Source organism: Acinetobacter chengduensis, assembly GCF_003664645.1.
In the GTDB taxonomy this organism is placed as follows: domain Bacteria; phylum Pseudomonadota; class Gammaproteobacteria; order Pseudomonadales; family Moraxellaceae; genus Acinetobacter; species Acinetobacter chengduensis.
The window spans coordinates 155,676-171,868 of the sequence record NZ_RCHC01000003.1; the positions used below are offsets into that span (position 1 = coordinate 155,676).

At 39.2% G+C, this 16,193-nt stretch carries 14 protein-coding genes and 1 pseudogene; 8 read left to right on the forward strand and 7 right to left on the reverse strand.

What is annotated here, in order from left to right:
* Positions 1 to 93: 93 nt before the first annotated feature.
* Together D9K81_RS03890 and D9K81_RS03895 are read left to right on the forward strand one after the other, a co-directional pair.
* Entirely contained in the window at positions 94 to 318 is a 225-nt protein-coding gene (locus tag D9K81_RS03890) for a hypothetical protein (RefSeq protein ID WP_120373325.1), read from the forward strand.
* A 190-nt stretch (positions 319 to 508) separates the two neighbouring features.
* The gene (locus D9K81_RS03895; protein WP_120373326.1) at positions 509 to 757 is read left to right on the forward strand and encodes a hypothetical protein; all 249 of its coding nucleotides are present in this window, start codon (positions 509 to 511) and stop codon (positions 755 to 757) included.
* A gap of 87 nt (positions 758 to 844) precedes the next feature.
* On the opposite strand, the gene D9K81_RS03900 is transcribed toward D9K81_RS03895, so the two are convergent.
* Positions 845 to 1,627: a phosphodiester glycosidase family protein gene (locus D9K81_RS03900; protein ID WP_227602056.1), complete on the reverse strand. Its 783-nt coding sequence runs from the start codon at positions 1,625 to 1,627 to the stop codon at positions 845 to 847.
* 94 nt (positions 1,628 to 1,721) lie between these two features.
* Here D9K81_RS03900 and D9K81_RS03905 point away from each other — a divergent pair, with 94 nt between their 5' ends.
* Together D9K81_RS03905 and D9K81_RS03910 are read left to right on the forward strand one after the other, a co-directional pair.
* Positions 1,722 to 2,258, forward strand: coding sequence for a lecithin retinol acyltransferase family protein (locus tag D9K81_RS03905; protein ID WP_120373328.1), 537 nt, complete (start codon positions 1,722 to 1,724; stop codon positions 2,256 to 2,258).
* Positions 2,259 to 2,436: 178 nt separating this feature from the next.
* Entirely contained in the window at positions 2,437 to 5,142 is a 2,706-nt protein-coding gene (locus D9K81_RS03910) for a 3'-5' exonuclease (protein WP_120373329.1), read from the forward strand.
* A gap of 77 nt (positions 5,143 to 5,219) precedes the next feature.
* On the opposite strand, the gene D9K81_RS03915 is transcribed toward D9K81_RS03910, so the two are convergent.
* Positions 5,220 to 6,134, reverse strand: a complete 915-nt coding sequence (locus D9K81_RS03915) for a bestrophin family protein (protein ID WP_120373330.1) — start codon at positions 6,132 to 6,134, stop codon at positions 5,220 to 5,222.
* A 145-nt stretch (positions 6,135 to 6,279) separates the two neighbouring features.
* Positions 6,280 to 8,007, reverse strand: a complete 1,728-nt coding sequence (locus D9K81_RS03920; protein ID WP_121523117.1) for a glutamine--tRNA ligase/YqeY domain fusion protein — start codon at positions 8,005 to 8,007, stop codon at positions 6,280 to 6,282.
* Between the two features lie 236 nt (positions 8,008 to 8,243).
* Between D9K81_RS03920 and D9K81_RS03925 the strand changes: the two genes are divergently transcribed.
* Together D9K81_RS03925 and D9K81_RS03930 are read left to right on the forward strand one after the other, a co-directional pair.
* Positions 8,244 to 8,753 (forward strand): peptidylprolyl isomerase, encoded by a 510-nt coding sequence (locus D9K81_RS03925; RefSeq protein ID WP_120373332.1) that lies wholly within the window; start codon positions 8,244 to 8,246, stop codon positions 8,751 to 8,753.
* A 118-nt stretch (positions 8,754 to 8,871) separates the two neighbouring features.
* A complete protein-coding gene (locus D9K81_RS03930; protein ID WP_120373333.1) occupies positions 8,872 to 9,594 on the forward strand; it encodes a UDP-2,3-diacylglucosamine diphosphatase in 723 nt (240 codons plus the stop codon).
* Positions 9,595 to 9,725: 131 nt separating this feature from the next.
* Here D9K81_RS03930 and D9K81_RS03935 read toward each other — a convergent pair whose 3' ends face one another.
* A complete protein-coding gene (locus D9K81_RS03935; protein WP_120373334.1) occupies positions 9,726 to 10,982 on the reverse strand; it encodes an acyl-CoA dehydrogenase family protein in 1,257 nt (418 codons plus the stop codon).
* Positions 10,983 to 10,994: 12 nt separating this feature from the next.
* Positions 10,995 to 12,167 (reverse strand): annotated as a pseudogene (locus D9K81_RS03940) (SfnB family sulfur acquisition oxidoreductase); the annotation flags it as partial.
* A 444-nt stretch (positions 12,168 to 12,611) separates the two neighbouring features.
* On the opposite strand from D9K81_RS03940, the gene D9K81_RS03945 reads away from it, so the two are divergent.
* Complete coding sequence (locus D9K81_RS03945; protein WP_120373336.1) at positions 12,612 to 14,027, forward strand: LLM class flavin-dependent oxidoreductase; 1,416 nt, start codon at positions 12,612 to 12,614, stop codon at positions 14,025 to 14,027.
* Between the two features lie 91 nt (positions 14,028 to 14,118).
* Here the strand turns inward: D9K81_RS03945 and D9K81_RS03950 are convergent, their stop codons facing one another.
* Complete coding sequence (locus tag D9K81_RS03950; RefSeq protein WP_120373337.1) at positions 14,119 to 14,340, reverse strand: transposase; 222 nt, start codon at positions 14,338 to 14,340, stop codon at positions 14,119 to 14,121.
* 400 nt (positions 14,341 to 14,740) lie between these two features.
* Positions 14,741 to 15,538: a 4-hydroxy-2-oxoheptanedioate aldolase gene (gene hpaI, locus D9K81_RS03955; RefSeq protein ID WP_120373338.1), complete on the reverse strand. Its 798-nt coding sequence runs from the start codon at positions 15,536 to 15,538 to the stop codon at positions 14,741 to 14,743.
* 172 nt (positions 15,539 to 15,710) lie between these two features.
* Between hpaI and D9K81_RS18385 the strand changes: the two genes are divergently transcribed.
* Positions 15,711 to 16,172 (forward strand): super-infection exclusion protein B, encoded by a 462-nt coding sequence (locus D9K81_RS18385; RefSeq protein WP_120373339.1) that lies wholly within the window; start codon positions 15,711 to 15,713, stop codon positions 16,170 to 16,172.
* The last annotated feature ends 21 nt before the right edge of the window (positions 16,173 to 16,193 follow it).

Below are 16,193 nucleotides of genomic sequence, written 5' to 3' on the forward strand. Positions count from 1 at the left end.
GGTTTAACTGATGCTTTTATCACTTTGGTAGACTTGCATTATTTTACAGATTGACTATATTTCGTTCTATCAAAGGTCGTTAATGAAGGCTCTATGAGTTTTTGGCAAAAATTGTTCTCAACTGAACAGAAAAACGAGCATAAAAACCAAATTGCTTGTGTTGAAAATGATTGCTCATGCAAATCTAATGAACAGCTTCTAGAAGCGCTTGCAAAAGCCACTGATGAAGATGTCATTCTTGGCATAAAGAAAGTTCTAGCTTCTCGTGGCTATAGTCGTAAAGAGCTCAATGAGCTACAACATCTACCATTGCACTAAATTGTAGATCGTACAAAAAAGGCATTTCATCCCCATGAAATGCCTTTTTTAATGTCTGTAATTTAGCTACTTTTAACTTAAAGCTTTTGGCTAATTTAACTAAATGACTGCTTTGTTTATAATTTTTTTCATCATTTTGTTATGATGATATTTAATAATGAAAAATTCGAATAAATAAGGGAAATTTGAGATGAAACCAAGTCTATTGATTTTACTCGGAAGCCTCAGTTTTATAGTGGCTGGATGCCAACGCTTACCCGAAGAATGTCAAAATTATTGGAACAACATCGAAAAAATATCAAAACAGATGCACATGTCTGAGCTTCAAATTAAAACCCGTAAACAAGAATTTGTAGAACAAGTCACCGCCATGAATAAACAAGAAGCAACTGAATACTGTAGTCGACAAAGTTCTTTTCTTAATTTAATGAAAGAATAGCCAGATTCAGTTGGATTATCAAAACACGCTTTCTCGCCCTTACACATATTCCAATGCGCATCAGTGTGCTTAGTTCGTGTCTAAAGGCTATTTATGGCATGACTTAAATTCACCATAGGCAAGCATCGGCCCCAATCGTCGCCATGCATCAAATCTGTTTAATGCTGGAATATATGCACTGGATAACGACCCATCTAAATATAGTGCATCCTCAATTTTTAAAGCCTCCTTAAAGAAAGTTGCAAACTGATAGAAAGTCACTGGCTCATTACTAATCACAAAATATAACTGTTGGTTTTTCAGTCCCACACCATTTCGAATTTTATAGGAGCTGGCATCTTTTAAAAAATTACTATTGATCTGCCCTTGAGTAACCAACATTGGGCCTGACTGTGTTGCATAACGTGCCTGAAATGTACTTTTTGCATATTCTGCGGTGGTCTGTAAGCGAACATCGTGATCATTCCAGGCCAATACACCATTGGGCTGAATCAGGAAGTTACCAAAGCCCTGTGTGGCTGTATTTAAGGCATGAAGTTGTTGGCTATTTTCAACATATAAACCGACTGCTGAATAATCATGCTGAAACATCCCCGCATTCATTGCAAAACTTAAGGGTCGACATGCCTGCTGCATACGCTTAGCTAAATGCGTTAAAGTGCTATAAGGTTCGCCATTGCTCTGATACAAATGCAAACTGAGCCCTTTAAAATTTTTCACTTTCACCACATCGGCCTGAATCGGTTCAGACACACGCCACTGCTCAATATCAGCATCTGCGCGTAGTGTCATACTCATCACTATAAAACCGAGCAAAATGCCATGCCCTACCGCGGGTTTATACATGCTGTCCACCTGTCGAATGCTCATACAAAGTCTAGCCTAAAGAGTCGATTAATTCACAAAAAAGAAGTAGACTTAAGGCTTAAGAATACACTTGTAACTTTATTGGCGAACGTAAGACATGCATCAGCAGAGCAGACGGTTTCCTTTAGGGGCGCATTTAATCGTCAAACATTTTGGTTATAGTCATCACGGCATTTATGCAGGACGTGGCAGAGTCATTCATTACTCTGGATTTGCACACCTATTTAAAAAACATCCCATTGAAATGACTTCAATTGAGGAATTTAGCCGTGGCAAAAATATCGAAGTACAAAACTATACTCATCCTAAATTTACAGGTAGACGAGTTGTGCGTCGTATGCGTTCACGCATGCATGAAAACCATTACCACCTGATTACCAATAACTGTGAGCATTTATGTACATGGGCGATTACTGGTATCGAGAGTAGCCCTCAAGTCTACCGTATGATGAATCGTCTCACGACAATTGGCTATGTCAGTTCTGCAATGAGTTTTATGAACAGCATGTTCTTAACCCTCACTACGACCAGCTTTGCACTGGTGTTGTATATTAAGAAAAAACTACGCGATAAAGCCAATCGCAGACTGAAACAGTATTTCGATTTTAGCAATCAGCAACACAAAAATCGCTAAGCCGTTTTCGCCCTATACCGCCTTTACACATCTGCTATTTCTGGCATACACATAGCCAAAATACCCGCCACATGATAATTTAAAAGTTTTATTCTTCTTAAGTTTTATAGACTAATTCTAATTAAAATCATAAGCTTGTGCTATCAACATCGTATTTTTGGCACGCAGGTATTTTATTATGCTTCAGTTTAATGCGGATCAGCTCAAAGTTATTCATCTGAGCGAAGGCTATCATGCCTGTTTAGCCCCCGCAGGTAGTGGTAAAACTGAAGTCCTCACCGAACGTATTGTGCAAGCTTTGGCACGTGATGTAAAAGCCGATGATATTTTATGCCTGACCTTTACCAACCGTGCAGGCTTAAATATGCAAGAGAAAGTCTCTGCTCGCTTAACGCAGAGCTTTCCACAATTGTTTATTGGCAATTTACACGCCTTTTGCTTCAAATTATTAACCAAGCATTATGCGAAGCAACATCGCGACCTCATTCATGAAGAACTGCAAAAACGCTTAATACGCCAAGCCTTAGAACAATTAAATGATTTGATTGGTCAACCCCATCAAGTGATTTTAGCTCAGCTACAGCAGTGTTTATCACGCTATGAACTTAAAGCAAATGCACTCGATGGTTTAGACGCTCAAGCGCTCAACTACTGCCATTACAATATTTTTAAAAATGAAGACCCCTACGCTCGATGGAATATGGAGGCGATTCGCAATTTATGTTTGCCCTTAATCTCTGAAGCACGGCATTTTTTAAAACCTGAACAGAAAAGTTATATTCGTAACCGTTTACGTACCCTTGATCAAAACATTCCAGACCACTGTGTTAAATATGCATTTGTCTTGGCGGTATATTTTAATGAAGCCTATCAAGCACTCAAAAAGCACTATCATTTTTATGACTACGATGACCTTATAATTGATGCTCTCGTACTGCAAAATCAGTCTAATGCCAAACGCTATGGCTGGATTCAAATAGATGAAGTACAGGACCTTGCCCCTCTACATTGGCTTTTAGTCGATCACCTAACAGCTCAAGATGCCCATATTTTAATTTTAGGCGATGTAAATCAATCGATTTATCGCTTTCAAGGTGCCTCTGTAGAATTGACCCAAGAACGCTTAGGGCAAAATGTGCATGTATTGGAAGAAAATTACCGTAGTCCAGACAATCTTGTTCAATTGTCTAATCAGTACGCGGCATGCTGTCTAGATCCTGCTTATAAAATTACTGCACGTGCCCACAAAAAAGCACATCCACGTGCTTTACTGCATTTACACCGTGAATTTGATACAGAACAGACCCGTGATCTGATTCAACATATTCGCAAACTTAATCAAACAGATGAATCAACTGCGATTTTACTATCGACTAACCGACAAGCAGATGCGTTTTCAGATCAGCTCAATCAGCATGAATTAACGCATTTTTTTGTTGCACAGAACGATTTATTAAGCCGTGAATTTTATCTAGACTTTATGGCCTTTGTGAGTGCCTTAAACGACCCAGAAAACCGTTTGGCTTGGGCACGTCTGTTGTGGCGCTTTGGTAATATTCAGCACTATAAACCATCACATTTAAAAGAGACCGAAGCACAATTTGCCGCTATTCAACTGGTTCATGAATTACGCGAGCATGGTTGTTGGCTGAATAATTTTATTAACATCAGTGACTGCTACCAACATCAACAGCAGTGCTTTGCCCAGCATGTACAAAGCAATCGTTTTGCTTACTTTGATACAGAAACCACGGGGCTGGATTTAGTCCATGACGACATTGTTCAAATTGCAGCAGTCACACAAGATCAAGAACTTAATTTATATTGCTTATCGAATCAGGACTTAAGCGAAAGTTATAAAATTCATGGGATTGATGCTTCAATGCTAGCTAAACATGGTTTAGATACCCAGCAACAACTGCATGCTTTTATACAATTTAGTCAGGGTAGAGCATTAATTGCGCATAACTTAAAGTTTGATCAGGCCATACTGACAGAAAATTTAAAGCGCTATGCGCCAGAGCTATCGGAACTATTTTTTAGCCAACACAAATTTTGCACCCTGCAACTGACTCGCCAGCTATTTCCAAATTTGGATAGCTATAAACTCGGCCATTTATTGGCACATTTTAAATTAGAAGGCGAAAACAGCCACAATGCCCTAGATGATGTGAAAGCTGGTCGTGCATTATTAGGCCCATTGCTGGATAAAATTCAGCAGAATCAGACCTCACTGAGTGCTTGTATTGCACAGGCCGAAAAGTGCTTAAATGCATTTAACCAAAACTTTAGCCCGCTGTGGAATTTGGCACAATACAGTATACGGCGTAATGGTGATTTTAAAATTCAGCAACTGTTTAAGCTCTATACCCACTATATGCAAGAGTTTAACCCCCAGCTGTATGAACTGCATATTGATTCAAGTATTGAACAACTTCGAGTAAAACTGCTCAACCATGCAAATTATCATTTTGAGCATATTCATAATCCGTATCAATATTTTGAGGAAGCCATTTCATTTTATCAAACCGCCAAGGAATCTGATCTCATTACTCCAAATGATCAGCTGATTGTCAGTACGATTCATCGCTCCAAAGGACTTGAGTTTGATCATGTCATTTTGCCAGACTTAACCCATCAAAATTTCCCTGGATATATGGTGGTCAAAAAACAAAATAGCACATCTGAGCTACACAAAAATGAGGGGCATCAGCTTTATAAAGAACAGAAACGTTTACTGTATGTGGCTATTACTCGTGCTAAACAGAGCCTCACCATTGGTAGCTATAACTTTAAAAGCATTGAACAAAGCTGGAGTCATCCTCGTCGCTATACAATCACCAGATTTATGCATACCCATCAATCAAACTTTGAGTCAATTTAATGCACACACTCAACTTTAAATGTTTTCATATTTGATTGAGTGGCTGTTAGGTTACTCAATTAAGCGCACAAAACGCTTTAAAGCAGATTTCCTTTGGCTGTCGCGCGTACAGGTGGTGGTAACTCCAAATCTAAGGAACTTAGCATTTCACGCTCTATACCCCTTACAATCGCGTCTAAAGCCAAATCATTTTCTTGTACACCAAAAGGTTCTTCTAATTCTGCACTTAAAGCATCTAATCCTAAAAATAAATATGCAATGAGCGCCACAATAATAGGTGTCCATACACCAAGACTGCTGGCTAAGCTAAAGGGTAGAATAAAGCAAAACGAATATACCGCCCGATGCAACAACACTGAATATGAAAATGGCAACGGTGTTGATGAAATTCGGTCACATCCTGCATGGATATCGCCCAATGCCACGACATGCTGACTCACAGTTTGATAAATAATATCGCTGATTATGCTTTGCTGATACAACTTGGCTAAATCCTGTTGCACCAATTCCAGCAAATATTGAGGTGCATTGAAATGATTTTGAAGTTTATGCCATTGCTGATCATTCAATCCCAAGGCCTGTTGGGTTTGGCTTAATTGCATGTCTTGCTTACGTAAGCGATCCCGTAATAAAGCACTAAACTGCATCACTCGAAGCATCATAATTTGACGTGAAGCCTCTGGTAAAACATGGCTATCACGGCAAATATGCCGTGTTTGTGCAATCATCGCGCCCCACAGCTTACGGCCTTCCCACCATCGGTCATAGCAAGCGGTATTTCGAAAGCTGAGAAATATCGAAAGAATCACACCAAAAATTGTAAATCCAATAGCAGGGACTTCAGGCATGTTTACATAATGACGAGCATTCAAATATACCAAAGCAGCCGATATTAAGACGACAATGCTTAGCGCAGGTACAACTTTAGGTAAAATTGTGCCATGCCATGCAAATAACAATTTAAAACTATTGGCTTTATCTCGAACAATCATCTGCTTACCTTAGATTCAGATTCCAAAAAAAAGCCCAACCGAGGTTGAGCTTTTGAATCAAGATCGGAAGCGGAACTCATGCATGTTGTGCGCTAGTTTTCACTCAACATGCCTGTGATCCCCTCTTTCATTTGATGCTATAAAATTATTTACCTGGTTTAAAGCTGTCTTTTAAGTCCAAAATACGGTTAAACACAGGTTTTTCATTGCTGTAATCATACTGATCCGCAACGAAATAACCTTCACGTTCAAATTGGAAACGATCTTCAGGTTGTGCTTGTGCCAATGAAGGCTCAATTACAGCTTCCACAATCGTTAAAGAGTTTGGATTCAAATTCTCTAAGAAATCTTCACTGATTTCAGGATCAGCTTCTGTGAATAGACGATCATAAATACGAACTTCTGCCTTCACACCTTTGGTTGCAGACACCCAATGTACAACACCTTTTACCTTACGGCCTTCAGGGTTTTTACCTAAAGTTTCAGGGTCAATCGAACATTTCAGTTCAACCACTTCACCATTTTCGTCTTTAATCACTTCGTCGCACTTAATCACATAAGCATGGCGTAAACGAACCTCACCACCCGGAATTAAGCGTTTAAAGCCTTTTGGCGCAACTTCTTCAAAGTCTTTACGGTCAATATAAAGTTCAGACGTTAATGGAATTACACGCTCACCCATGTCTACATTTGGATGACGTGCATGTACCAAGTCCATATCTTCTGGCAAATTGGTTAAAGTCACTTTTAATGGATTTAACACCGCCATTGCACGGCTTGCTGTATTTTCTAAAGATTGACGAATACAGAATTCAAGCATTGCAACATCGACAATACTGCCATCAACTTTAGTTACACCAACACGTTTACAGAAATCACGTAAGCCTTCTGCCGTAAAGCCACGACGACGCATACCGACTACTGTTGGTAAACGTGGATCGTCCCAACCATTGACGAAACCGCCATCGACTAAACGACGTAATTTACGCTTAGAGGTAATCGTATAGTCCACATTTAAACGGCTAGACTCATACTGACGTGGCACAGCTGGAGAATGAACTTTTTCAATAACCCAATCATAGAATGGACGGTGGTCAACAAACTCTAAAGTACACAGTGAGTGTGTTACGCCTTCAATCGCATCTGATAATGGATGTGCATAATCGTACATTGGGTACATTTTCCATTTATCACCTGTTTGGTGATGTTCAGAATGCAGTACACGGTACAAAATTGGATCACGCATGTGAACGTTTGGAGATGCCATATCAATTTTGGCACGAAGTACAGCTTTACCTTCACCAAGCTCGCCATTACGCATTTGCTCAAAACGTGCAAAGTTTTCTTCAACCGACGCATCACGTTGCGGTGAGTTTTTACCTAACTCTACAAAATTACCACGGTTAAGGCGAATTTCTTCAGGGCTTTGCAAATCTACGTATGCATCACCTTGTTCAATTAGTTGTACAGCCCATGCATATAATTGGTCAAAATAGCTCGATGCATAGCGTGGTTCGCCATTCCATTCAAAACCTAACCATTTTACGTCATTGGCAATACCATCTACATATTCTTGCTCTTCTGCGTCTGGGTTAGTGTCATCAAAACGAAGATTACATAAACCTTCAAATTCTTCTGCAACACCAAAGTTTAAGCAAATGGCTTTGACATGACCAATATGAAGATAACCATTTGGTTCTGGTGGGAAGCGCGTAACAACTTGTTTTGAACGGCCAGCAGCCAAATCATCCGTAATAATTTGACGAACAAAATCTAAGCCAGGCTGTTGTTCTTGCTGCGCAGCATCGACAGACGCATTATTACTTGGTGTCGGGTTATTTGGCAGGGTTGAAACAACATCATTCGGCTTCATAGTTAAAAAATCACTTTTAATGAAAGAAATATAGGGATAAACAGGGTTTGTTAAACCTCCATCATTCTAGCTGATCTGCCAGATGATTAATGAATGTTTTACAGCCCCTTAAACGATATTTGATCTATTTTACAAAGAAAATAACGTTTTTACTTGCCTTGTAGTTTACAGTTTGCTTATGCTTCTCACAACCAAAAAACCCATGGCTTTGTTGTCCATGATTAGGAGATTACACAATGAGTTTTCCTCAAGTCGAATTAAACACCAATAAAGGTCGTATTGTTCTTGAGCTTAACAGTGAAAAAGCACCAAAAACTGTAGCTAACTTCTTAGAATACGTTCGTGACGGTTTCTATGACGGCGTGATTTTCCACCGCGTAATCGACGGATTCATGATCCAAGGTGGCGGTATGGATGAAAACTTTAAAGAAAAAGCGACACGTGACGCAATTGAAAACGAAGCTGACAACGGCTTAGCCAATGACCTTGGTACAATCGCAATGGCACGTACACAAGCACCTCATTCTGCTTCTGCGCAATTCTTTATCAACGTTGGTAACAACTCTTTCCTTAACCACTCTGGCAAAAATGCCCAAGGTTGGGGTTATGCAGTATTTGGTAAAGTAACTGAAGGCCTAGATGTTGTAAACGCAATTAAAGGCGTTCGTACAGGTAACCGTGGCTACCACGCTGACGTTCCACTAGAAAACGTTGTTATTGAATCTGCAAAAATCATTGCTGAGTAATTTTTAAATCCTCCCCAGCCCTCCTTTGATAAAGGAGGGAGCTAGATTCTCATTCGAATATGAGATTATCCTCCCTTTTTAAAGGGAGGTCGGGAGGGATTTTTAAAAGGAAACTTCCGTGACCTATCTGTTTATCGCTGATTTACATTTGTCACCTGAACACCCTCGACTCGTTCGGGGGTTTTTGGATTTATTAGAGCACTATAAAACCCAACACACTCAGCTATATATTTTAGGTGACTGGTTTAATGCATGGATTGGTGACGACTACAGTGCACCATGGCTTGATGAAATCGTGCATGCTTTACAAGATTTTTACGCATTAGGAAATCAGGTCTATTTTGTGGTGGGTAATCGTGACTTCGCCTTAGGTCAAAAGTTTCTGAACCAATTTCATGGCATATTGCTCCAAGAAGTTTCTAATTTAAAAATTAATCAGTTACATATTCGCCTTGAACATGGTGACCTACTCTGCACAGATGATGTGTCCTATCAGCGTTTTCGTAAAGTTATTCGTAACCCGCTGGTCTTGGGTTTACTCAAAAAAACACCTTTAAGCTTTCGTCAAAAATTGGCAAATGGTTTTCGTCAAAAAAGCCAACAAGCTAATCAAGTCAAAAGCTATGACGTGATGGATGTGAATCAACATGCCGTTGAACATGCTTTAGCAAATGTTGATGTATTAATCCATGGTCATACACATCGTCCAGCCATTCACCACGTTGCAGATAAACAACGTATTGTATTAGGTGATTGGCGTGCACATGAGGCACAGATATTAGAAATATCAAACCAAAATAACCACAACACACGCCTAAAGCTTTCTAGGTGGTGTTATTAAGTTTCAAAATACTTAAAACTTTCTAAGCTTTACACTATTTTGCGCCATACTTTACAAATTAAAATGAATATTAAAAAACCAAAAACTGCCCGTAAGCAGTTTTTTAGTTATGCTGGATGAGATGCCCAAGTCTAAGCGGCAATTTCAGCCTGTTTGGCTACTGGGCTATTACCAATTTGCCAAACATAAGGCAATGTAGTTTGATTAACTACCCAATCCCCAATCACTTTTTGCTTATAAATAAGTGGATTATGTGAAGAGACTACACGCGCATTACGCCAGAAACGATCCAGTTGTTTCGCTGTGGTACTTGCCGAAGCACCTAGACTATTAAATAGTTCTGTACTTAAATTAAGCACCAATTCAGAGATAACCACCTGCCCCTGAGAGGACTCTAATTCAGCGCGATCATTGGCGTGTTGCTCCAAAGTAGCATCCGACTGAAAATGACTGAGGTATGCCTCATCTAAAGCTTTGGCTGTGGCTAAGGTGATGGCTTCATTGGCATAGGCCTGGGCTGAAGCCTTACCAATCACTTGTAATATTTGAGCATCATGACGTACCAACTCTGCATTGCCATGACTAAAAATACGTGTACGCTGACGAACTTCTTCGCTAAACGTTTCAACTGCACTCTTAGCAATACCGGCCAAGGTAGCTAAATGCACCACTTGATAAAAAGCTGTTTGGTATTTAAAACGCTGTTCAAATGGCAAAATATGATCTCGTTCAATTGCCACATCTTGAATAGTTAAAGTACCACTTCCTGTGGTTTTTTGCCCAAAACCATCCCAATCATCACTAATTTTTATACCAGTATCGTGAGTTGCAACCGCAGCAATCACATGCTGATTGGTCGTTTCATCTAAAGCAAAAAGATCAATCCAATCCGCAAAAATAGTACCTGTCGAATAATACTTTTGCCCATTTACGCTTAATTTCCCGTCTGGATTCGCCGTTACTCGTGTAGCAACGTCGCCTATTTCTACTTGGCCAATTTCAGTCCATGCATTTCCGACCAAATCGCCCTGCACAAAGCGCTTAAACCATACACTCTGATCATGATCTTTATGTGCATTGAGTCGGTCTTCAACAAAGGCAAAATGCCCACGCAATGCCTGTACCACATTTGAATCTGCTTGAGCTAATTCAATCAATAAGCGAAACAGTTGCTGTTGAGACAATCCATCACCGCCAAATGCCGTGGGTACACGTACTGCGCCAAATCCTGCATTTTTTAGTGACTCTATGGCATCAAAAGGTAATTTCCGTTGTATTTCGCGTTCTAATACACCAGAAGCAATCTGCTGAAATATAGGACGAAACTTTGTCGCAACCTGCTCGTAATCAGCACCGAGTGATAAATTTTGATTATTTTGAATGCTCATAATAGTTTCCTTTTAGCTCCAAGCATGACGTGGAAGCGCAATATCATTTAAGTAATAATTTCCAACCAGATTGAGTTTCCAACGCACAGGATCATGTAGCGTATGGGTACGGGCATTGCGCCAATGGCGGTCTAAGTTAAGTTCAGATAAAGTCGACCGTGTACCTGACAGTTCAAAGAGTTTATTGGCCGCCAAGAGCGCAATTTCTGTGGTCAGCACTTTAGATTCGGCCGTGAGTAAAGTCGCAAGCGACACTGTTTCCTCAGTTGGCTCAAGCAAAGCTTGATCAATCGCCTCTGCTGCTAAATCTAAAACAGCCTCTGCAGCGCGTAATTTAATTTTTATTTCACCAATATTGGCTATGGTGTAAGGATCATGTACAGCCTGCTCTAAACCCGAATCAATCCACGGACGTGCATGCTGACGGACATAATCAATCGTTTCTTGAACCGCGCCACGTGCAATGCCAGCATCGACCGCAGATTGAATAAACTGTGAAATTGCACCCGCAACAGTAGGACGCTCAAATGCTTGATGAATAGGGACAACATATTTTAAATCGACCTTTACGTTGTCCAATAGTACCGAACCGCTAACTGTGGTGCGCTGGCCAAAGCCACTCCAGTCATTAATAATGGTTAAACCTGGCGTATGCTGTGGTACTAAGGCTGCATAAGGTTTGCCATCATTGACTGCAACCACAGGTACCCAATGTGCTAATAATGCACCCGTTGCAAAGAATTTTTGCCCATTAATCACCGCATGATCAGATTCAAAATCGATTCGCGTGGTGAGATCAGCTACAGTTTTTGAACCTTTTTCTGAAAATGCATTGCCAAAGCGTTTGCCTTCTAATACTTGCTCAAAGAAAAAAGCTTGTTGCTCCGGTGTTGCATCTAAGCGGATATGCTCTACAAAGGCCCAGTGGTTTTGGGCAATTTGTCCCAAAGAAGAATCCGCACTTGAAATGATTTTCACCACTTCGGCCAGTGTCTTATAACTGACTCCTGCACCGCCATACTCACGTGGTACGTTGATTCCCCATAGTCCAGAGGCTGAATAACGCTGTACTTCTTGTAGGGGTAAGCGGCGTTCGTGGTCACGTTTGGATGCTTCCTTAGCAAATTCATGCGCCAAATTTTCAGCAATGGCAATCGCCTCTTCATCGCTACGAATCACATGTGCTAAACCGTCGTGGTGATAAAAATCACGTGGAATATTTTGTGCATCTTTTAATTTAATTTCAATTTTTGATGTCATTTTTCCAATGCTCAAGTGAATATTTATAATCAAGCTAGCATTTTTTATTTTGATTTTTTATATATTAATCTTCAAACCAAATCACTTTATTTTAAATAGTAAATTCTTATATATTTAATTTCGAAGCTGCGTAAATATTTATTACAGAATTATGATGATTAACATAATTTAAAATAAAAAATCACCACAAATAATAATTAAATTCATATATTTCAAAATCTTAAAAATAAACTAAGAATTTTCAACATATTGATTAGTAAATCATATTTATTGCTATACGTATTATCTTATAAACATTCATTTTTTTATTCACAACTGAGTTGCACATTTTTCTTATTATAAAAGCAAGCTCAATATATAGATCAGATCATGCCAAAACAAATTCGCTTTAATGCCTTTGAAATGAATTGTATTGCCCACCAATCTCCTGGTTTATGGCGACATCCACTCGACCGATCCACAGAATACAAAGATCTGGAATATTGGACAGACTTAGCTAAAATTTTAGAACGTGGTGTATTTGATGGTGTATTTATTGCAGATGTGTTAGGGATTTATGATGTTTATCATGGCTCTGCCGAACATGCTTTAACAGGTGCGGTACAAGTCCCCGTCAATGATCCCTTACAGATTGTACCAGCGATGGCGGCGGTGACGAAACATTTAGGTTTCGGCGTAACGACCTCTATTTCGTTTGAGCACCCTTACCCCTTTGCACGACGTATGAGTACTTTGGATCATCTTACCAAAGGGCGTGCAGGCTGGAATATTGTGACCTCATACTTAGAAAGTGGTTCAAAAAACTTAGGCCTTAAAACTCAAGTCAGCCATGACAACCGTTATGACATCGCAGATGAATATTTAGAGGTTTTGTATAAACTTTGGGAAGGTTCTTGGGAAGATGATGCTGTGCTACGCGATAAGCAAAAAGGCATTTTTGCAGATCACCGTAAAGTTCATCCCATTCAACACGAAGGCCAGTATTTTAGCGTACCCGGTATTCATATTTGTGAACCGTCACCACAGCGCACTCCTGTTTTATACCAAGCTGGAGCATCTACACGTGGGCAAAAATTTGCCAGCCAAAATGCCGAGTGTGTATTTATTTCCGCACCTACACAAGTCGCTGTTAAAAAATTAGCCTCAGGCATTCGTCATAATTTAGTGCAAGAAGGTAAAGATCCAAATTCTGTGCTGATCTATACCATGTTGGCCATTGTTGTAGATGAAACTGATGAAAAAGCTCAAGCGAAATTTCGTGAGTATCAGCAGTATGGTAGCTACGATGGTGGATTAACGCTTGCCTCAGGTTGGTCTGGCGTGGACTTTTCTCAATTTAAGCCCACAGACCAAGTCGAATATATTCAAACCAATGCCATTCAATCAATGTTGCAGTCTTATGTAGAAGCAGATCCTAACAAGGTATGGACCATAGAAGAAATTGCTCACTGGACCAGTGTTGGTGGCAATGGGCCTGTTATAGTTGGTTCAGCAGCTACTGTGGCTGATCGATTACAAGAGTGGATTGAAGTAACAGGCATTGATGGCTTTAATCTCGCATATATTTTGGCACATCAAAGTTTCGAAGATATTGTGAGCTATGTTGTACCCGAACTACAACGTAGAGGTGTTTATCCAACAGAATATCGCGCTGGTACCTTACGTGAGAAGCTTTTTGCACAAGGGCCAAGACTTCCAGATGATCATCGTGCAGCGCAATATCGCTACCCTAAGTCAACACCCAAAGTAACACCAAGCCTTGAAGTAGAAACTGCCAGTATCTAACACGACTTACATTCAAGCATAAAAAACGGCAACTATTAAAGTTGCCGTTTTTTATTAAAATACTATATTACACAGCATTTCAATATCAGATTTAAGAGTTTAAACGATACAATTGATTTGGACCTGTATAGAAACTTTTACCATCCAAATTTAAAGCAATAGTTTCGCCTGTTTCTAATTCAATCATTTGACCTACATCCACCCAAACAAAACCATTTGGTGTATTTTGTTGGCGTTGCATAGGTACCAATTTCACATTAATTTCGCCACCATTTGACTGGCTGGCAATATACCATTCATTTAATTTTTTCATTACAATTACTCAAAGTTGAGCATTTGTGACAATCACGCAAAGAGATAAATTAACGCAGATAGAGGAATTATTCTGTATTACTAACTACTAGATGCAATCTAAGCAACTCACTTAGATTTTATATAAATCACAAACCGCTATATAAATAGAAAAGCAGGAACAATACCCGCCTATTAGTTATTCTTTTATACATTTTTTAACTTAACAAAGCAAATTTAACTTGTAACATTTTTTAAACAATCAGTATAAAAGCTGTTATTTTTTTCTTATGCTTCACGGCTTTATTCAATAGTATTTAAAAATATTGTGTTTTATTTCATGCGCTTTCATATCTACAATTCAAGACATGAAAGCGCACAATGCTACTCTTTTAAGCATTACAATTTTAACAATCTATAGCTTAATAACCTGCTGAGGCTTGAACCAGCTCTGCATCAGGCTTGTACCGTTGCAACAATGTTCTTAAAGACTGCATTAATACGCTGGTATCCACACCTACAGCCACAAATTCAGTACCTAAGGCTAAGTATTGCTCTGTAGCCTCATGTTGCGTAGATAATATACCAGCTGCCTTACCAGATGCACGAATACGCTGGATGGCATCAATGACTGCTTTTTGCACTTCAGGATGATTTGGATTTCCCTCATACCCCATGGTTGCAGAGAGGTCTACAGCACCAATAAAAATACCGTCAATGCCTTCTACTTTTAAAATGTCATCTAAATTGGCTAGACCTTCAACAGACTCAATTTGAATCAATAAACAAATATTTTCATGTGCAGTCGCATAATAGTCTGGAATGCTATTCCAACGTGTAGCACGTGCTAGCGCAGCCCCTACACCACGTACACCCTGAGGTGGGTAACGTACTGCTTTGACCATTAATTCTGCTTGCTCAACCGATTCCACCATTGGAATGAGTAAAGTCTGTGCACCAATATCTAAGAGTTGTTTAATCAATTGCACACTTCCAATCGGTGGACGCACTACGGCTTGAGAAGGATAGGCCGCAATACTTTGTAACTGTGACAAAGTCGTGCGCAAATCACTCGGTGCGTGTTCACCATCGATCAGTAACCAATCATACCCAGCATTGGCTGCAATTTCTGTCCCATAAGCATCTGCTAGCCCGACCCATAGGCCAATTTGCTGCTGAGTTTTTAATTTACGTTTAAAATGGTTTGTATAATCTATCATGTACTTGCTCAGTGCAGGAGAAGAGACTCCCTTTGATTAAACGCCTTTTGGTAGATTCTGCCAATAGAGATTTTCTATTAATTTATTGTTCAAAGTTATTAATGAATAGACTTGTAGTGAACTGTAAATATTGAGATTATTAACACAATTAGCCTTTATAATATTTAAAGTAATGAAATTAAATTTTTCTAAATCCAATAAAATTTTCAATATTTTTCTTATCCTGCTTTTTGTTGTGATCTTTACTGATCTTGACCCTACACTTACATACATCAGTTCGTACCTTAAAACCCCATTAATACTCATTTACTTGGCAAGTACAGCTTTAATTCTGTATGAATTTTTACATCAACTTCATCTCAATTTCAATGAAACAAACTTACTAAAAAAAGCTCATAAAGATGTACAGGATTCTTTAAATCAACTGAATCATGATGAAAAATATTTTTTATCTCAATTTACTGAAAAACAGGTACTTGAACTAATTTTTGATCCCAAAAATCCAACGATTCAAATATTGCAAAGCCAAAAATTTATCATTGATTTAAACAAGTCTGAAGGCTCAAAAAAATACTACCGAATTCATCCTAATGTATATAGATATTTAAGAGCCCACCCAAAAGTTTTGTATTAAAATAGAATGCTCATTTTAGGC